Below are 16,868 nucleotides of genomic sequence, written 5' to 3'. Positions count from 1 at the left end.
GCGCGCGCCCCGCAAGTGAAAGGCAAAACGGCATGCGCCGGCAGCAGCTCGACATCCAGCTGAAGACCCCCGAGCAGATCGAGAAGATGCGGGCCGCCGGGCTCGTCGTGGCGGCGGCGCTGTCGCGGATGCGGGAGGCGATCGCCCCGGGTGTCACGACCGCGGACCTCGACGCGATCGCCGAATCGGTGATCCGGGACGCGGGGGGCGTGCCGTCGTTCAAGGGCTACCACGGCTACCCGGCGACGATCTGCTCCTCCGTCAACGAGCAGATCGTGCACGCGATCCCGTCGCCGCGACAGGTCCTCCGGGACGGCGACCTGATCTCGATCGACTGCGGCGCGGTGCTCGACGGCTGGCACGGCGACTCCGCCATCACAGTCGGGGTCGGCGAGGTCCGTCCGGAGCTGCTGAAGATGGCCGCGGTCGCCGACGACGCGATGTGGGCCGGGATCGAGGCGGCGGCGCGGGGCGCGGCGAGCGGGCGCGGCCGGCTGACCGACATCTCGCACGCGGTCGAGACCGCGGTCCGCAAGGCCGGCCGGTACGGCATCGTCGAGGGATACGGCGGGCACGGGATCGGCACCGAGATGCACCAGGACCCGCACGTGCTGAACTACGGGCGGCCGGGCAAGGGCCCGCGGTTGGTGCCGGGCATGGCGCTCGCCATCGAACCGATGATCACGCTGGGCTCGCCGAAGAGCGAGGAGCTCGCCGACGGCTGGACGGTGGTGACCCGCGACGGGTCGATCGCGGCGCACGTCGAGCACTCGATCGCGCTGCTGGACGACGGGGTGTGGGTGCTGACCGCCGCGGACGGCGGCCGGGGGCGTCTCGGCGATCTCGTGACCGCCCGGCAGCCGGCGGGTTCCGCGATCTGAGCCCCTCTTGATCGTCTGCGGTGGTGCCGTGCTGGCATGCTGTGGAGCATGACGGGGCGCGACGAGATGCGGGCGGCGGACGCCGATCGCGAGGCGGTCGCCGAGCGGTTGCGTACGGCGCTGAGCGAGGGTCGGCTCGACCTGCACGAGTTCGACGACCGGCTGCAGCGGGCCTACGCGGCCAGGACGTACGGCGACCTGGAGGGGCTGCTGGCCGACCTGCCCGGCGCCATCCCGGCGCAGCGCGCACCGCTGTCGCCGGCCGGGTTCGAGCCGCACCTGATTCCGGGGCCGGACGGCCGCTATCCGCAGGCGACACGGCGCTGGCTCGGCGAGGTCTGGGGCGCCTACGTCGGGGTGGTCGGGCTCACGACGGGCATCTGGGGCGCGATCTGCGTGATGTCGCAGGAGCTGCTCTATTTCTGGCCGGGCTGGGTCGCCGGGCCGTGGGGCGTCGCCATGGTGTTCGTGACGATCGCCGGCCTGGCGTCGGGGGAGCCGCAGAAGGCGGCGGCGAAGCGGGGCCGGAAGCAGGCGAAGCGGGAACGGTGCCGCGCGGACCGGCCCGGTTCCGACGACGGCGACTGATACATTCCCTTTCGTCCGTTCTGCCGCGCCGCGTCGGATCGCGGTTTGGCGTCCCTGCCTGCGCGCGCGTACACTGGCTGATCGGCGCACAGCGTCCACTCCGGCATGCCCACCCTGCGCTTCGGTGGCGGTCGGAGCCGCGGCTGGCGCGGACGGTCCCCGTCCGTGAAAGACGTTGTGAGCCGATCCCGAGAAACCGACGTCAGGACAGCGGAGGACATGCCGAAAAAGGACGGGGCCATCGAGATCGAAGGCCGGGTCATCGAGCCACTCCCGAACGCCATGTTCCGGGTGGAGCTCGCGAACGGTCACAAGGTGCTGGCTCACATCAGCGGCAAGATGCGGCAGCACTACATCCGCATCCTGCCCGAGGACAGGGTCGTGGTGGAGCTCTCGCCGTACGACCTCACCCGCGGGCGCATCGTCTATCGCTACAAGTAACCGCCTGACGACGGCCGGGCGTCCCGTGTTCGTCTTCACGGTCCGACACCGCGTTCTCGCGTCGCCGGGCCCAGATGGGAAGTAAGGCAAACCGTGAAGGTCAAGCCGAGCGTCAAGAGGATCTGCAACAACTGCCGGGTCATCCGGCGGCACGGCCGGGTCATGGTCATCTGCTCCGACCCGCGCCACAAGCAGCGCCAGGGCTGAGTCCCGGCGGCAGATCCGCACAACAGCACATGCTCGTCCCAGCCACGAGCGGCGAAGCGCATCGCGTTGCGCTCACTCGTGGCCTACCCCCGGTCGGAGGCCGGGGCCCGTCCGGTCTGTTCAGCGACAGGCCAGGGCAGACGGGGTGGGGCGGGTCCACACCTCCGTGACAACACCACGAGGAGTACGCCCGCACATGGCACGTCTAGTCGGCGTGGACCTCCCCCGCGAGAAGCGGATGGAGATCGCGCTCACCTACATCTTCGGGGTCGGTCGGACCCGGGCGCTCGAGACGCTCGCCGCCACCGGCATCGACCCGAACAAGCGCGCCAAGGACCTCACGGACGAGGAGCTCGTGCAGCTCCGCGACCACATCGAGGGCAGCTACAAGGTAGAGGGCGACCTGCGCCGCGAGGTCGCCGCGGACATCCGCCGCAAGGTCGAGATCGGCTGCTACGAGGGGATCCGGCACCGCCGCGGTCTGCCCGTGCGCGGTCAGCGGACGCGCACCAACGCGCGTACCCGTAAGGGCCCGAAGCGGACCGTCGCCGGCAAGAAGAAGCCCGGCCGGAAGTAATAGGAGCGCAGAGACTTATGCCACCGAAGGCTCGCGCCGGGGCCGCCGTCAAGAAGGTCCGGCGCAAGGAACGCAAGAACGTCGCCCACGGGCAGGCGCACATCAAGAGCACCTTCAACAACACCATCGTGTCGATCACCGACCCGACCGGTGCGGTCATCTCCTGGGCCTCGTCCGGCCAGGTGGGCTTCAAGGGCTCCCGCAAGTCGACTCCGTTCGCCGCGCAGCTGGCCGCCGAGGCCGCCGCGCGTCGGGCGATGGAGCACGGCATGCGCAAGGTCGACGTTTTCGTCAAGGGACCGGGCTCGGGCCGGGAGACCGCCATCCGTTCGCTGCAGGCCGCGGGCCTCGAGGTCGGGCAGATTTCCGACGTCACGCCGCAGCCGCACAACGGGTGCCGTCCGCCGAAGCGTCGCCGGGTCTGAGAGGTAGATAGAACACAATGGCTCGTTACACCGGTGCTGACTGCCGCCGTTGCCGGCGGGAGAAGATGAAGCTGTTCCTCAAGGGCAGCAAGTGCGATGGTCCGAAGTGCCCGTTCGAGTCCCGGCCGTTCCCGCCCGGGCAGCACGGCCGCGGCCGGACCAAGGAGACGGAGTACCTGCTCCAGCTCCGCGAGAAGCAGAAGGCCCGCCGCGTCTACGGCGTGCTGGAGAAGCAGTTCCGCGGCTACTACGAGGAAGCCGTGTCGAAGCAGGCGAAGACCGGTGAGGTCCTCCTGCAGATCCTCGAGTCGCGGCTCGACAACGTGGTCTACCGGGCCGGCTACGCCAAGTCCCGGGACATGGCCCGCCAGCTCGTCAAGCACGGCCACTTCACGGTCAACGGCAAGAAGGTGGACATTCCTTCGTACCGCGTGAAGGAGCACGACATCGTCGAGGTCCGCGAGAAGTCCAAGGAACTGACGCCGTTCATCGTGGCGCAGGCCGAGGCCGGCTCGAAGACCGTCCCGGCGTGGCTGGAGGCCATCCCCAGCCAGATGAAGATCCTGGTGCACTCGCTCCCGGCCCGGCAGGTCATCGACACGCAGGTCCAGGAGCAGCTCATCGTCGAGCTCTACTCCAAGTAGTAGGGGGATCGGCCCGCGCGGCCGATCCGGGCGTCGGTTCGCCGGCGCGGGCCGGCGGAGCGTGATGCTCCGCCGGCCCCGCCGGTGACCGCGGCCTCTCAGCTTTTGCTCGGGCGTCATATGGCGGGCGCCCCGACACAAGGAGAAGTAAGTGCTCATCACCCAGCGGCCGACCCTCTCTGAGGAGTCGATCAGCGAAACCCGGTCCCGGTTCACCATCGAGCCGCTCGAGCCGGGCTTCGGCTACACGCTCGGCAACTCGCTCCGGCGTACCCTGCTCAGCTCCATCCCGGGCGCCGCCGTCACCAGCATCAAGATTGACGGCGTGCTGCACGAGTTCACCACGATCCCCGGTGTCAAGGAGGACGTGGTCGAGCTGGTCATGAATGTCAAGGACCTGTGCGTCAGCTCCGAGCACGACGAGCCGGTCAGCATGTACCTGCGCAAGCAGGGCCCGGGCGACGTGACGGCCGGCGACATTCAGCCTCCGGCGGGTGTCTCCGTGCACAACCCGGACCTGAAGCTCGCCACGCTGAACGGCAAGGGCCGGCTCGACATGGAGCTGACCGTCGAGCGGGGCCGGGGCTACGTGAGCGCCTCGCAGAACAAGCAGGCGGGCGCCGAGATCGGCCGTATCCCGGTCGACTCGATCTACTCGCCGGTGCTCAAGGTGACCTACCGGGTCGAGGCGACCCGTGTGGAGCAGCGCACCGACTTCGACCGGCTGATCATCGACGTCGAGACCAAGCCGTCGATCGGCCCCCGTACGGCGCTGGCCTCGGCCGGCTCCACCCTCGTCGAGCTGTTCGGCCTGGCCCGGGAGCTGGACGAGACCGCCGAGGGCATCGACATCGGCCCGTCGCCGCAGGACGCCCAGCTCGCCGCCGATCTGGCGCTGCCGATCGAGGAGCTGGACCTGACGGTGCGGTCCTACAACTGCCTCAAGCGCGAGGGCATCAACACTGTTGGTGAGCTGATCGGGCGCACCGAGGCCGACCTCCTCGATATAAGGAATTTCGGTCAGAAGTCGATCGACGAGGTCAAGATGAAGCTCGCCGGGATGGGCCTGGGGCTGAAGGACTCGGCCCCCAACTTCGACCCGGCACACGTGGTGGACTCCTTCGGCGAGGTGGACTACGACGCCGAGGACTACCGCGAGACCGAACAGCTTTGATATCCGGCTAGCCGAAAGCACCTGGCTACCCGCCACATTTGAGGAGCACCAACAATGCCCACGCCCACGAAGGGTCCCCGCCTCGGCGGCAGCCCGGCGCACGAGCGGCTGATGCTGGCCAACCTGGCCACCGCGCTGTTCCAGCACGGCAGGATCACCACGACCGAGACGAAGGCGCGCCGGCTGCGCCCCCTCGCCGAGCAGCTCATCACCAAGGCCAAGCGCGGTGACCTGCACGCGCGTCGCCGGGTGCTCGGCGTCGTCAAGGACAAGGACGTGGTCTACGCCCTGTTCGACCAGATCGCGCCGCGGTACGCCAACCGCAACGGTGGCTACACCCGGATCGTGAAGACCGGTCCGCGCAAGGGTGACGCCGCGCCGATGGCGATCATCGAGCTGGTCGAGGAGCTCGCGGTCGCGGCTCCGGCGCCGGAGAAGACCGCGAAGAAGGCGGCCGCGAAGAAGGCGGCGCAGCAGGACAAGGTCGAGGCGCTGGCTCCGGAGGAGACCCCGGTGGGCAGCGGCGCCGCTGACCAGGACGCGGAGGCGCCGGTGTCGGCGTCCGGCGAAACCGCCGAGGCGCGTCAGGACAGCGACGAGGCCAACGAGAACAAGGCCTGAGTAGCGGCACCACCGTCGGGCCCGGCATCCCTTCTGGGGTGCCGGGCCCGACGCCGTCAACGGGAGGTACGAGGTGGACGAGCGAACGCGGGTACGGCTGGACATCGCGTACGACGGCACGGACTTCTCCGGCTGGGCCGCGCAGCCCAACCGCCGTACCGTGGCGGGGGTCCTCACCGAGGCGCTGGTCCGGGTCTTCGGCGAGGACAGGGTGTCGGGCCTGACGGTGGCGGGGCGGACCGACGCCGGGGTGCACGCGACCGGGCAGGTCTGCCACGTCGACTTCGCGACCGCCGCCTGGTCGGAGCTGTCCGCCTCACTGGTGCGGCGGCTCGCCGGGCTGCTCCCGCCCGACGTGCGGGTCCGGGCGGCGACCGAGGTCCCCGGTGAGTTCGACGCGCGCTTCTCCGCGACGTTCCGCCGGTACGAGTACCGCGTCACCGACGCGCCGTACGGGGCGGATCCGCTGCGCCGGCACGACACCCTCGGCTGGCCGCGCGGGCTCGACCTCGACGCGTTGAACGCCGCCGCTACCGGGTTGGTGGGAGAGCACGACTACGCGGCGTACTGCAAGCGCAAGGAACACGCCACGACGATCCGGGAGATCACGCGGCTCGACTGGCGGCGCGACCCGGACGGGATCCTGGTGGCGACGGTGCAGGCCGACGCGTTCTGTCAGGCGATGGTGCGCAGCCTGGTGGGCGCGATGCTGGTGGTCGGGGACGGGCGCCGTCCGGCGGAATGGCCGGGCGGACTGCTCAACCTCCGGGAGCGCTCCAGCGAGGTGACGGTCGCGCCCGCGCACGGGCTGACGCTGGTCGCGGTCGGCTATCCCACGGATCCCGCCGAGTACGCCCGGCGCGCCGAGGCCACCCGTCGGCTCCGGCTGCCGGCGACGGCCTGAGGGCCCCGGGTCGCCGAACGCCGGCGCGCCCGTCAGCGGGCCGCGCCCGCACGGCCGGTCAGCGCGCTGCGCCCGCACGGCCGGTCAGCGCGCTGCGCCCGCACGGCCGGTCAGCGCGCTGCCGCCGCCGTCGCCGCGGCCGGGGCGGGCGCCGTGGCCCGCTTCCCCAGCACGTTGCCGCGCAGGTGCACCTCGATCATGTCGAAGAGGATCTGCCGGGCGAACGGGTCGGCGTCGGCGACCGGCTTGCCGTCCGCGCGGGCGACCACGCAGTAGACGAGGTAGTGCCCGCGCACGTGCCAGCCGACCTGGGCGGAGGAGAGCGCCACCGCGTCGGTCCCCGCGCCGGCCACCATGCCCTGGAAGCGGCCCTTCTCGGCGTCGACCAGCGGCTTGATCTTCTCGTGCGCCCACTCGGCGCCGGCTACGTCCTCGAGGTTGAACACGCCGGTCGTGACGAGGTACCCGCCGTTCGGGGAGCGCAGCGTGCCGCGTACGACCTGGCTGCAGCCCAGCTCGGCGAGGAGGTCGCTGATCTCGCCGCTGGTGGCCGCCTTGCAGTTCCGGGTGGCCTGCGTCTTGAGCACCCGGTACGGGGCCTCGTTCGCCTTGATGACGATCTCCCTGGTGGGGAAGACCTCCTGGGCGCTCAACGGCGCGGTGTCCGCGGCGCGGGAGCTGATGTCGCGCGGGACCGCGGTGGGGGCCGCCTTCGCGCCCGCCGCCCGCGCCTCCCGCCCCTTCCGCTCGTCGGCGACGATCAGGAAGGAGCTCAACCCGCAGACCGCGAGCAGCATCAGCGCGCCGAGGCTGCCGATCAACAACTGCCAGCGCCGCTTGTGCTCGTCGAGCGGCACCGGGGCGGGCACCCCGGTGCCGGCGGGCGGGGTGACCGGCGGCCGGGCCGCCGCGACGGCCGGCGCGGGTGTGGATTCCGGGCCCGCGCCGTGCTGCGGGAACGCGATGTCCGGCGAGCGGCCGGCGGGCGGTGACGGCGGGGCCGGGACCGGCGGCTCGGGCAGCGTCGGCAAGCCCGGTGACAATGGTCGCGCCCCCGCCTGTGGGCCCCGAGACAGCTCCGCCGGGTGGGTGGCGGGCTGCGGGCTACGGGGGGCGGGCTGCGGGCTAGCCGGGTGGGTGGCGGGCCGCGGGCTACGGGTGGCGGGCTGCGGGCCGCGGGTGCCGGGCGGGGGCGCCGGGCGCCGGGCAGTCGTCGGTTGCGCGAGCGGCGCGGGGTTCCGTCCACCCAGCGTCGTCCCATGCGGCGGGACGGAGCCCGTCGCGGGCGCCGGCCGTACCGGCGCCGGATGTGCCGGCGGGGGAAGCTGCGGCGACCGCGGCGGCGGCGGCGTCGCGCGCGGCGGCCGGACGTCGCCATCGGGGAACGGGGCCGCGGCACGGTTACGACCCGCTGCCGGCGGGTCGTAGGGGTCGTTGCGCTGCGGGGCGGGGCGGCTACTCGGGGGTGGGGAGTAGTGCTCCTCGGCCGCGGATCGGCGGCGGAGAACGCCCCCGATCGCGCCCGCCGGGGGCGGATAGCTCTCGATCCGGTCCGGCTCCGGCGGTCGGGGACCGGGCGCGGGCCGCAGCTGATCGGCGTCGGCGGCGTGTCGCCCGGTCGTGTGGCCGGTGCGGGGGAGGGGCGTGCCGGGGCGTCGGAGCGACGTCGGGGAGGCGTCGTCGTCCGGCGCGCGGCGTCGTCCGCCGCCGGAGGTCGGCGCCGCGGACGGGACGTCGGCGCGCGGATCGGAACCGCTCGGGGCACGCCGCGCCCGCGGCGGCCAGCCGCCCGAGTCCAAGCCGTGCCCGTGCATCATGTGGCACAGGCTAGTAGAGGCTGGTCAGAAGCCCCGCTAGGCGCGAATCGCGTCAATCGAAAGAGTGGACATATCCCGACCTTTGCTCACGTTCCGCGGTCCGGCCGTCCGGGACGGCCGACCGAACGGGTACGCGACAATGCCAGACGTGACCGACCATTACTTCAGCCCGCAGCCCGGCACGGCCGTTCAGCGCCGCGAGGTGGAGTTCACCGTGGCGGGGCGGGAGTACGAACTGACCACGGCGGGCGGGGTCTTCTCCGCCGCCCGGCTCGATCCGGGCACCGCCGTACTCCTGCGCAAGGCCGACCTGCCCACGGCCGACACCACCGGCCCGCTGCTCGACCTCGGCTGCGGGTACGGGCCGATCGCCTGCGTACTCGCGACCGCGGCGCCCGGTGCGACCGTCTATGCCGTCGACGTCAACGCGCGCGCCCGGGAGCTCGCCGCCGAGAACGCCGACCGGGTCGGCGCCGCCGATCGGGTCCGGGTGCTGGCCCCCGACGACGTACCCGCGGACGTCACGTTCGCGCAGCTCTGGTCCAACCCGCCGATCCGGATCGGGAAGGACGAGCTGCATGCCATGCTCGGCCGCTGGCTGCCGCGGCTCGCCCCGGATGGCGTCGGCTGGCTGGTGGTCGCCCGGCACCTCGGCGGTGACTCGCTGCAGCGCTGGCTCGCCGAGCAGGGGTGGCGCGTCGAGCGGCACGCCAGCCAGAAGGGCTACCGGGTGTTCCGGGTGACCCGCTGAAAAACCCGCTGTCGCAGGTCAGGGCGCGTCGGGCAGGATGCCGGCGTGGGATACGTGGACGTGGCCGGGGTGGGGCACACCCTTGCCGACGGTCGGAAGCTCTTCGCCGACGTGTCGTTCCGGGTCGGCGAGGGTGCCAAGATCGCGCTCGTCGGGCCGAACGGCGCCGGCAAGACGACGCTGCTCCGGATGGTCGCCGGTGACCTGCCGGTGGCCGTCGGCGCGATCAGCCGGGTCGGCGGCCTGGGCGTGATGCGCCAGTTCATCGGGATGATCGGCGACGACCGTACCCTCAGTGACCTGGCGCTCTCCCTCGCGCCGCCGCGGCTGCGCGCGGCCGGCGAACGGCTCGCCGCCGCCGAGACGGCGCTGCACGCCGCCGAGGTACGGGGCAAGTTCAGCAGCGCGGCCGGCAAGGCGCAGCTGGCGTACGCCGACGCGCTCGCCGCCTGGGGCGAGGCCGGCGGCTACGAGGCCGAGGTCGTCTTCGACACCGTCTCCACCATCGTGCTCGACCAGCCGTGGGAGGCGACCCGGGAGCGCCCGGTCCGGACGCTCTCCGGCGGCCAGCAGAAGCGGTTCGCGCTGGAGTTGCTGCTGCGCGGCCCCGACGAGGTGCTGCTCCTCGACGAGCCGGACAACTTCCTCGACGTGCCCGGCAAGCGGTGGCTGGAGAGCCGGCTGAACGAGTCGGGCAAATCGGTGCTGTACGTCTCGCACGACCGGGAGCTGCTCGCCCAGACGGCCGACCGGGTGGTGGCGGTGGAGGGCGGGAGCGCCTGGGTGCATCCGGGCGGCTTCGCCACCTGGCACCAGGCGCGCGTCGCGCGCCACGACCGGCTGGAGGAGCAGCGTCGCCGCTGGGACGAGGAGCACCAGAAGCTGCGCGAGCTGATGCTGATGTACAAGCAGAAGGCGGCGTACAACGACGGGCTGGCCTCGCGTTACCAGGCCGCGCAGACGCGGCTGCGCAAGTTCGAGGAGGCGGGGCCGCCGCCGCTGCCGCCGAAGGACCAGTCGCTGCGGATGCGGCTGACCGGCGGGCGTACCGGCAAGCGGGCGGTGATCTGCGAGCAGTTGGAGCTGGACGGCCTGACGTACCCGTTCGACCTGGAGGTCTGGTACGGCGACCGGATCGCCGTACTCGGCGCGAACGGGACCGGCAAGTCGCACTTCCTCCGGCTGCTGGCCCGCGGCGGCACCGACCCCGACGTCTCGAACGCCCCGGTCGCCGGTGGCGCGTCGCTGCTGCCGGTGGCGCACGACGGCGTCGCCCGACTCGGCGCGCGGGTCCGCCCCGGCCACTTCTCCCAGACGCACGACCGGCCCGAGCTGGTCGACCGGACGCTGGTCGAGGTGCTGTGGCGCGGCGACGACCATCGCGCCGGGCTGGACCGGCACGCCGCGATGGCGGCGCTCGGCCGGTACGAGCTGGCGGCCCAGGGCGACCAGCGCTTCGGGACGCTGTCGGGTGGGCAGCAGGCGCGCTTCCTCGTCCTGCTGCTGGAGCTCTCCGGCGCCACGCTGCTGCTGCTCGACGAGCCCACCGACAACCTCGATCTCGCCTCGGCGGAGGCGCTGGAGGAGGGGCTGCGGGCGTTCGAGGGGACGGTGGTGGCGGTGACCCACGACCGGTGGTTCTCCCGATCCTTCGGTCGTTTTCTGCTGTTCCGCGGCGACGGCGAGGTGGTCGAGGTGCCGGAGCCGGTCTGGGACGTGGGGTGATCCCCACCGGGCGCGCGGCGTGGCCGGCATAGGGTGCGTCATGTGACTGACATGACATATCGCCGGCTGGGCGATTCGGGGCTGGTGGTCTCGGTCGTCGGCATCGGCTGCAACAACTTCGGCCGCAAACTCGACGCCGACGGCACCCGGGCGGTGGTCGACGCCGCCCTCGAGGTCGGGATCAACTTCTTCGACACCGCCGACATCTACGGCGAGCCGCAGGGCGGGTCCGAGGAACAGCTCGGCGCGGCCCTCAAGGGGCGGCGCGACGACGTCGTGATCGCCACGAAGTTCGGCATGGACATGCACGGGCTCAACGGGCGCGACTTCGGCGCGCGCGGCGCACGGCGCTACATCGCGCGCGCGGTGGAGGCGTCGCTGCGGCGGCTCGGCACCGACTACATCGACCTCTACCAGATGCACGAGCCGGATCCGGGCACCCCGATCGAGGAGACGCTCGCCGCGCTGGACGACCTGGTGCGGGCGGGCAAGGTCCGCTACCTCGGCTGCTCCAACTTCGCCGGCTGGCAGATCGCCGACGCCGACTGGATCGCGAACTCCGGCGGCATGAGCCGCTTCATCAGCGCCCAGAACCACTACAGCCTGCTCAACCGGGCGGTCGAGGTCGAGGTGCTGCCGGCGTGCGAGCGCTTCGGGCTGGGCGTGCTGCCGTTCTTCCCGCTGGCCAACGGGTTGCTGACCGGCAAGTACCGGCGCGGGGAGCAGCCGCCGGCGGGCAGTCGGCTGGCCGGGAGCGGCCGGTACGCGGAGCGGCTCGCGGCGGCGCGCTGGGACACGATCGAGGAGATCGAGGCGTACGCGGCCGAGCGGGGACGCTCGATGCTGGACGTGGCGATCGGCGGGCTCGCCGCCAAGCCGGCGGTCACCTCGGTGATCGCGGGCGCCACCACGCCCGAGCAGGTGCGGGCGAACGCCGCGGCCGGCACCTGGCAGCCGACGGCCGAGGACATGGCCGCGCTGAACGCCGTCGAATAGCGGCCGCCGGCGGGCGGGGTCCCATCGTGGACCCCGCCCGGCGCGCCACGGTGGAATACTTGCACCGACGACGGAGGTGGGCATGACAACGGCGGCGGAAGCCGGAGCGGAGATGAGCTGGCCGCGTCCACCGTTCACCGTCGACACCCTCTTCGAGCTGCCCGACACCGGGCTGCGGTACGAGGTCCTGGACGGCGCGCTCGTCGTGGTCCCACCCCCCACTCCTGAGCACAATCTCGCCGCCGACCGACTGCGCGAGCGATTCATCCGGCTGCTATCGCCCGCTGCGGAGGCCATCACCACCGCCGCGGTCCGGCTGCCCGGCGGCAGCGGGCCCGTTCCCGACCTGCTGATCACCACCGCCGACGCGAGCGACCATCCCCGGGGGATCCCCGCCGAGTTCGTGCACACCGTCGTCGAGGTGGTGTCGCCGTCGAACGCCTCGGACGACCGGGTGAAGAAGGCCGCGCTCTACGCCGCCGCCGGCATCCCGTGCTACTGGCGCGTGGAGCTGCGGTCGTGGCGGGAGCACTTCGGGCCGGTGCCGGCGATCGTCGTCCGGCTGCTCGGCGACGACGGCGAGTGGCACACCACGGTGCACGCGGCCGGGGAGACGCGCCGGCTGCCCATTGTGGTCGATCGGAGCCCGGCCGTCGTACCGGTCGAGCTGGATCCCGCGGTGCTGGTCGGGCCGCGACGATAACGGGACAAATCCGCCGGGGGCTTTACGCCACCGTGACCGGCGACGTACCGTCTGCACGGAAGTAACCCACGGGAGCCCGGTGCACCGGGCTGAGAGGGGGGCTGCAGCCCCCGACCGTCGAACCTGATCCGGGTAATGCCGGCGCAGGGAGGAGTGGCTGTGCCGTCCCTGGGACGACTGCATCTCATCACCGACACCCGACCCGGGCGTGACCCGCTCGGCGTGCTCCGCGCCGCCCTGTCGGCGGCCCGCGCGGCGTCCGCCGTGGACCAGCTGGTCGTGCAGGTCCGGGTCGAGGACTCCGCCACCGACCGCGAGGCGTACGACCTCGCGTCGCGGGTCGCGCCGCTCTGCGCCGAGGCCGGGGCGACCTGCCTGGTCAACGACCGGCTGCACGTCGCGCTCGCGGTCGGCGCCGCCGGCGGGCACGTCGGCGCGCTCGACCTGCCGGTCGACGCCGCGCGTCGCGTGCTCGGGTGCGCCGCGCCGGACCGGCCGGCGCTGCTCGGCGCGACCGCGCGTACCCCGGAGGCCGGCCGGGCCGCGGTGGCCGCCAGCGCGGACTACCTCGGCGTCGGGCCCTGCTTCGCCACCGCGACCAAGGACGGGCTGCCCGCGCCGATCGGGGGGGCCGGGGTACGCGCGGTCGCGGACGCGGTCGGGGTCCCGGTCGTCGCCATCGGCGGCGTCACCGTCGAGCGGGTGCCCGAACTGCTCGCCGCGGGCGCGTACGGGGTGGCGGTGGTGGGCGCCGTCTCGAACGCCGCCGACCCGGCGCGGGCCACGACCGAGCTGCTCGCCGCCGTGTCGGAAGCGCCGCCCCGTCATGCTCACCGCCACTCGAAAGGACCCTTCCGCCCGGAAGGAGCGGGGGCGTGAACGCCACCGCCGATGTGGCGGTCGTGGGGGCCGGGCCGATCGGGCTCGCCGTGGCGTGGCGGTGCGCGCAGCGCGGGCTGCGCGTGACCGTCTACGACCCCGCGCCCGGCTCGGGGGCGTCCGCGGTCGCGGCGGGGATGCTGGCGCCGGTCGCCGAGGCGTACTTCGGCGAGGTGGCGCTGACCGGACTGCTGGTCGAGTCCGCCGCCCGGTGGCCGCGCTTCGCCGCGGAGCTGTCGACCGCGACCGGGATGTCGCTGGGCTACCGCACCGAGGGCACGCTCGTGGTCGCGCTGACCGGCGACGACCTCGCCGAGGCGGAGCGGCTCTGGACGTACCAGCAGAGGCTCGGACTCCCGATCACGCCGCTGCGCCCCGCGGCGCTGCGGGAGCGCGAACCGCTGCTCGCCCCCCGCGCGCGCGGCGGCGCCTACGCCCCCGGCGACCACCAGGTCGACCCGCGCCGCCTGGTCGCGGCGTTGCGCGCCGCCCTGGACCGCTGCGGCGTGCCCGTGGTGGCGCGCCACGTCGACGAACTGTCCACAATCGAGGCCGGAACCGTGGTCGTGGCCGCGGGGTGCGGCGCGGGGCCGCTGACCGGCCTGCCGATCCGGCCCGTGAAGGGGCAGGTGCTGCGGCTGCGCACGCCGGGGGGCGGTGCGCCGGGCTTCCGGCACGTGATCCGCGGGTACGCCGACGGCCGGCACGTCTATCTGGTGCCGCGCGCCGACGGTGAGGTCGTGGTCGGCGCGACCGTCGAGGAGCGCGGGGACCGTGCCGTCACGGCCGGGGCGGTGCTGGAGCTGCTGCGGGCGGCGGCCGACCTGATCCCGGAGATCGCCGAGTACGAGCTGGTGGAGGCGAGGGCGGCGTTGCGCCCGGGCACCCCCGACAACGCGCCGGCGCTCGGCCGGCTGCCCGGCCGGCCGGGCGTGGTGGTGGCGACGGGGCATTACCGGCACGGGATCGTGCTGACGCCGGTGACGGCGGAATTGATCGCCGATCTGGTGGCGACGGGCGCGCCGGATCCGGCGCTCGCCCCGTTCGCGCCGGAGCGGTTCGGAGCGCGGGAGGCGGTGGCCCAATGGAGCTGACGGTCAACGGAGTCGGGCGGGCGGTGCCGGCCGGTGCGACGGTGGCGGAGATCGTCGCCGGGGTCACCGCCGAGACCCGCGGCGTCGCGGTCGCGGTCAACGGCGAGGTCGTGCCGCGCGGCGGCTGGCCGGACGCGGTGCTGCGCGACGGCGACCGCGTCGAGGTGCTCACCGCCGCGCAGGGCGGGTGAGCGCGATGTCGTTCCTGCTCGGCGGGGAGAGCTTCGGCTCACGGCTGATTCTCGGCACCGGAGGGGTCGCCAGTCTGCAGGTGCTGGAGGCGGCGATCCGGGAGTCCGGCACCGAGCTGGTGACGCTGGCGTTGCGCCGGGTGGACGCCGCGGCGACCATGCACGGCGGGCTGCTCGACCTGCTCGACCGGTGCGGGGTCCGGCTGCTGCCCAACACGGCCGGCTGCTACACCGCGGGCGAGGCCGTGAAGGTCGCGCACCTGGCGCGGGAGGCGTTCGACACGGCGTGGGTGAAGCTCGAGGTGATCGGCGACGAGCGGACGCTGCTCCCCGACGGCGTGGAGCTGCTGCGCGCGGCCGAGCAGCTCGTGGCGGACGGGTTCACCGTGCTGGCGTACACATCGGACGATCCGATCCTGGCCCGCCGACTGGCCGACGCCGGCTGCGCGGCCGTGATGCCGGCCGGCTCGCCGATCGGATCCGGGCTGGGGATCGGAAACCCGCACCACATCCGGCTGATCCGGCAGAGCGTCGACGTGCCGGTCATCCTGGACGCCGGCATCGGCACCGCCTCGGACGCCGCGCTCGCGATGGAGCTCGGCTGCGACGCGGTGCTGCTCGCCAGCGCGGTGACCCGCGCCGCCCACCCGGCGCGGATGGCCGCCGCGATGCGGCACGCCGTCGAGGCGGGATGGCTGGCCGCGCGTGCCGGGCGCATTCCGAAGCGTTTCCACGCCCTGGCCTCGACGCCCGACGAGGGGCGGCCGGAGCTGTGACCCCCGGCGACCGCGCGATCCCGGCCGGCGTCGTCGTGCTCACCGACCGGCGGCAGACGCGGCGGCCGCTGGTGGACGTGATCGCGGGCGCCGTCGACGGGGGAGCGCGCTGGGTCGTGCTGCGGGAAAAGGACCTGCCGCGCGCCGAGCGCGCCGCGCTCGCGGCGCGGCTGCGGGCGCTGCTGGCCCCGGTCGCCGGCACCCTCGTTGTCGCGGGCCCCGACCCGCTGGACGGGGACGCCGTGCACCTGCCGGCCGCCGGACCCTACCCGCCGCCGTCGCTGCGGCTGGTCGGCCGCTCCTGTCACGACGCGGCGGAACTCCGCCGGCTCTCCACAGAGGACTATGCGATCCTGTCGCCGGTCTTCCCGACCCCCTCGAAGCCCGGGTACGGGCCGCTGCTCGGCCCGCGCGGGCTGGCCCGGCTGGCGCGGCACAGCCCCGTGCCGGTGCTCGCCCTCGGCGGGATCGGCGCGCCGGAGCAGGCCGCGGCGTGCGTCGCGGCCGGCGCCGTCGGGGTGGCCGTCATGGGCGCGGTCATGCGCGCGCCCGATCCAGCTGAACTCGTCCGGGACCTCGCCCGTGCTACCGGGTGTGTCGAGGCCCCCACGGTTCGTGCCGCCGCCGGGGGCAGCCGAGCCAGGGAGGTCCCATGACACCACCGACGGTGCTCACGATCGCCGGATCGGATTCCGGCGCCGGCGCCGGAATCCAGGCCGATCTGAAGGTGTTCGCTTCGCTGCGGCTGTACGGCACCTCGGTCGTCACCGCGACCACCGCGCAGAACACCCGCGGGGTGCAGGACGTCTTCCCGATGCCGGGCAACGTCGTCGCCGCGCAGCTGACATCCGTGCTGGACGACATGCCGCCCCGGGCGGCCAAGGTCGGGATGCTCGCGACGGCGGAGGCCGCCGCGGCCGTCGCCGCGAAGGCCCGCTCCGGGCTGCTGCCGAACCTCGTCATCGACCCCGTGCTGGAGTCCTCCAGCGGGCGCCGGCTCGGCGTGGTCAGCGCGATCGAACGGCTGCTGCCGCACGCGACGGTCATCACGCCGAACCGGGAGGAGGCGTCCGCGCTCGTCGGTTGGCCGGTGGACACCCCGGCCGACATGGCCGGCGCGGCCGCGCAGCTCGCCTCGAACGGCCCGAGGTACGTGGTGGTCACCGGCGGCGACCTGGTCGCCGGGGACGACGCGGTGGACGCGGTCTGGACCGAGGCGGGTGCGCGGTTCCTGCACCACCCCCGGATCGGCACCCGCAACAACCACGGCACCGGCTGCACGTTCTCCGCGGCGATCGCCGCCCGGCTCGCGCTGGGCGACGCGGTGCCGGAGGCGCTGGTGTTCGCCAAGGAGTACGTCGCCCGGGCGCTGCGGGGCGCCCGTGATTGGAACCTCGGCGGCGGTCAGGGGCCGCTCGACCACTTCGGCTGGTCGTCGGCCTAGTTCGGATTCGTCGTTGGCGTGGTCTAGATG

The 16,868-nt window shown here is 73.4% G+C and carries 20 protein-coding genes, 1 pseudogene and 1 riboswitch; of the genes and pseudogenes, 20 read left to right on the top strand and 1 reads right to left on the bottom strand.

Annotated elements, in window-relative coordinates; translation table 11 throughout:
- Positions 1–32: 32 nt before the first annotated feature.
- From map to truA, 10 genes are all read left to right on the top strand, one after another.
- Positions 33–881 carry a type I methionyl aminopeptidase gene (gene map, locus BLW47_RS11540; RefSeq protein WP_091555393.1) on the top strand — a complete coding sequence of 283 codons (849 nt, stop codon included), beginning with the start codon at positions 33–35 and terminating at the stop codon, positions 879–881.
- 48 nt (positions 882–929) lie between these two features.
- Entirely contained in the window at positions 930–1,469 is a 540-nt protein-coding gene (locus BLW47_RS11535) for a DUF1707 SHOCT-like domain-containing protein (protein WP_245736584.1), read from the top strand.
- Positions 1,470–1,688: 219 nt separating this feature from the next.
- Positions 1,689–1,910, top strand: a complete 222-nt coding sequence (gene infA, locus BLW47_RS11530; RefSeq protein ID WP_007073013.1) for a translation initiation factor IF-1 — start codon at positions 1,689–1,691, stop codon at positions 1,908–1,910.
- Positions 1,911–2,003: 93 nt separating this feature from the next.
- Entirely contained in the window at positions 2,004–2,117 is a 114-nt protein-coding gene (rpmJ, locus tag BLW47_RS11525; RefSeq protein ID WP_091555391.1) for a 50S ribosomal protein L36, read from the top strand.
- A gap of 196 nt (positions 2,118–2,313) precedes the next feature.
- Positions 2,314–2,694: a 30S ribosomal protein S13 gene (rpsM, locus tag BLW47_RS11520; protein WP_091555389.1), complete on the top strand. Its 381-nt coding sequence runs from the start codon at positions 2,314–2,316 to the stop codon at positions 2,692–2,694.
- Positions 2,695–2,711: 17 nt separating this feature from the next.
- The gene (gene rpsK / locus BLW47_RS11515; RefSeq protein WP_014440747.1) at positions 2,712–3,119 is read left to right on the top strand and encodes a 30S ribosomal protein S11; all 408 of its coding nucleotides are present in this window, start codon (positions 2,712–2,714) and stop codon (positions 3,117–3,119) included.
- A 17-nt stretch (positions 3,120–3,136) separates the two neighbouring features.
- Positions 3,137–3,763 carry a 30S ribosomal protein S4 gene (gene rpsD / locus BLW47_RS11510; protein WP_091555387.1) on the top strand — a complete coding sequence of 209 codons (627 nt, stop codon included), beginning with the start codon at positions 3,137–3,139 and terminating at the stop codon, positions 3,761–3,763.
- Positions 3,764–3,914: 151 nt separating this feature from the next.
- Complete coding sequence (locus BLW47_RS11505; protein WP_091555385.1) at positions 3,915–4,937, top strand: DNA-directed RNA polymerase subunit alpha; 1,023 nt, start codon at positions 3,915–3,917, stop codon at positions 4,935–4,937.
- Positions 4,938–4,991: 54 nt separating this feature from the next.
- Complete coding sequence (rplQ, locus tag BLW47_RS11500; protein ID WP_091555383.1) at positions 4,992–5,558, top strand: 50S ribosomal protein L17; 567 nt, start codon at positions 4,992–4,994, stop codon at positions 5,556–5,558.
- 73 nt (positions 5,559–5,631) lie between these two features.
- Positions 5,632–6,462, top strand: coding sequence for a tRNA pseudouridine(38-40) synthase TruA (truA, locus tag BLW47_RS11495; RefSeq protein ID WP_091555382.1), 831 nt, complete (start codon positions 5,632–5,634; stop codon positions 6,460–6,462).
- Between the two features lie 110 nt (positions 6,463–6,572).
- Here the strand turns inward: truA and BLW47_RS11490 are convergent, their stop codons facing one another.
- Positions 6,573–7,493 carry a hypothetical protein gene (locus BLW47_RS11490; RefSeq protein WP_091555380.1) on the bottom strand — a complete coding sequence of 307 codons (921 nt, stop codon included), beginning with the start codon at positions 7,491–7,493 and terminating at the stop codon, positions 6,573–6,575.
- A 925-nt stretch (positions 7,494–8,418) separates the two neighbouring features.
- On the opposite strand from BLW47_RS11490, the gene BLW47_RS11485 reads away from it, so the two are divergent.
- The 10 genes and pseudogenes from BLW47_RS11485 (at position 8,419) to thiD (ending at position 16,838) form a co-directional block, all read left to right on the top strand.
- The gene (locus BLW47_RS11485; RefSeq protein WP_091555811.1) at positions 8,419–9,030 is read left to right on the top strand and encodes a class I SAM-dependent methyltransferase; all 612 of its coding nucleotides are present in this window, start codon (positions 8,419–8,421) and stop codon (positions 9,028–9,030) included.
- A gap of 45 nt (positions 9,031–9,075) precedes the next feature.
- Positions 9,076–10,755, top strand: coding sequence for an ABC-F family ATP-binding cassette domain-containing protein (locus tag BLW47_RS11480; RefSeq protein WP_091555377.1), 1,680 nt, complete (start codon positions 9,076–9,078; stop codon positions 10,753–10,755).
- 51 nt (positions 10,756–10,806) lie between these two features.
- The gene (locus tag BLW47_RS11475; protein WP_091555376.1) at positions 10,807–11,751 is read left to right on the top strand and encodes an aldo/keto reductase; all 945 of its coding nucleotides are present in this window, start codon (positions 10,807–10,809) and stop codon (positions 11,749–11,751) included.
- An 82-nt stretch (positions 11,752–11,833) separates the two neighbouring features.
- Complete coding sequence (locus BLW47_RS11470) at positions 11,834–12,454, top strand: Uma2 family endonuclease (RefSeq protein WP_091555374.1); 621 nt, start codon at positions 11,834–11,836, stop codon at positions 12,452–12,454.
- Between the two features lie 58 nt (positions 12,455–12,512).
- A riboswitch (TPP riboswitch) is annotated at positions 12,513–12,621 on the top strand.
- Positions 12,614–13,264, top strand: a pseudogene (locus BLW47_RS11465) (thiamine phosphate synthase); the annotation flags it as partial. Its footprint overlaps the riboswitch before it by 8 nt.
- A gap of 65 nt (positions 13,265–13,329) precedes the next feature.
- A complete protein-coding gene (gene thiO / locus BLW47_RS11460; protein ID WP_245736583.1) occupies positions 13,330–14,427 on the top strand; it encodes a glycine oxidase ThiO in 1,098 nt (365 codons plus the stop codon).
- The gene (thiS, locus tag BLW47_RS11455) at positions 14,418–14,618 is read left to right on the top strand and encodes a sulfur carrier protein ThiS (protein WP_091555370.1); all 201 of its coding nucleotides are present in this window, start codon (positions 14,418–14,420) and stop codon (positions 14,616–14,618) included. Before thiO ends, thiS begins: the two co-directional genes overlap by 10 nt.
- Before the next feature lie 5 nt (positions 14,619–14,623).
- Positions 14,624–15,394: a thiazole synthase gene (locus BLW47_RS11450; RefSeq protein WP_175543604.1), complete on the top strand. Its 771-nt coding sequence runs from the start codon at positions 14,624–14,626 to the stop codon at positions 15,392–15,394.
- Positions 15,391–16,050 carry a thiamine phosphate synthase gene (locus BLW47_RS11445; protein WP_245736582.1) on the top strand — a complete coding sequence of 220 codons (660 nt, stop codon included), beginning with the start codon at positions 15,391–15,393 and terminating at the stop codon, positions 16,048–16,050. Before BLW47_RS11450 ends, BLW47_RS11445 begins: the two co-directional genes overlap by 4 nt.
- Positions 16,047–16,838 (top strand): bifunctional hydroxymethylpyrimidine kinase/phosphomethylpyrimidine kinase, encoded by a 792-nt coding sequence (gene thiD / locus BLW47_RS11440; protein ID WP_091555364.1) that lies wholly within the window; start codon positions 16,047–16,049, stop codon positions 16,836–16,838. Before BLW47_RS11445 ends, thiD begins: the two co-directional genes overlap by 4 nt.
- The last annotated feature ends 30 nt before the right edge of the window (positions 16,839–16,868 follow it).

It is taken from the genome of Micromonospora pattaloongensis (assembly GCF_900107255.1).
GTDB classification, from domain to species: domain Bacteria; phylum Actinomycetota; class Actinomycetes; order Mycobacteriales; family Micromonosporaceae; genus Micromonospora_I; species Micromonospora_I pattaloongensis.
Note: the sequence above shows the minus strand (reverse complement) of the source record. Positions and strands in the feature narration are given on the sequence as shown.

Coding starts and splice junctions, on each gene's coding strand:
- infA (WP_007073013.1), top strand. CDS start 1,689: ATGCCGAAAAAGGACGGGGCCATCGAGATCGAAGGCCGGGTCATCGAG.
- rplQ (WP_091555383.1), top strand. CDS start 4,992: ATGCCCACGCCCACGAAGGGTCCCCGCCTCGGCGGCAGCCCGGCGCAC.
- BLW47_RS11475 (WP_091555376.1), top strand. CDS start 10,807: ATGACATATCGCCGGCTGGGCGATTCGGGGCTGGTGGTCTCGGTCGTC.
- BLW47_RS11535 (WP_245736584.1), top strand. CDS start 930: ATGACGGGGCGCGACGAGATGCGGGCGGCGGACGCCGATCGCGAGGCG.
- rpsD (WP_091555387.1), top strand. CDS start 3,137: ATGGCTCGTTACACCGGTGCTGACTGCCGCCGTTGCCGGCGGGAGAAG.
- rpsM (WP_091555389.1), top strand. CDS start 2,314: ATGGCACGTCTAGTCGGCGTGGACCTCCCCCGCGAGAAGCGGATGGAG.
- rpsK (WP_014440747.1), top strand. CDS start 2,712: ATGCCACCGAAGGCTCGCGCCGGGGCCGCCGTCAAGAAGGTCCGGCGC.
- thiD (WP_091555364.1), top strand. CDS start 16,047: ATGACACCACCGACGGTGCTCACGATCGCCGGATCGGATTCCGGCGCC.
- map (WP_091555393.1), top strand. CDS start 33: ATGCGCCGGCAGCAGCTCGACATCCAGCTGAAGACCCCCGAGCAGATC.
- thiS (WP_091555370.1), top strand. CDS start 14,418: ATGGAGCTGACGGTCAACGGAGTCGGGCGGGCGGTGCCGGCCGGTGCG.
- BLW47_RS11450 (WP_175543604.1), top strand. CDS start 14,624: ATGTCGTTCCTGCTCGGCGGGGAGAGCTTCGGCTCACGGCTGATTCTC.
- BLW47_RS11470 (WP_091555374.1), top strand. CDS start 11,834: ATGACAACGGCGGCGGAAGCCGGAGCGGAGATGAGCTGGCCGCGTCCA.
- BLW47_RS11485 (WP_091555811.1), top strand. CDS start 8,419: ATGCCAGACGTGACCGACCATTACTTCAGCCCGCAGCCCGGCACGGCC.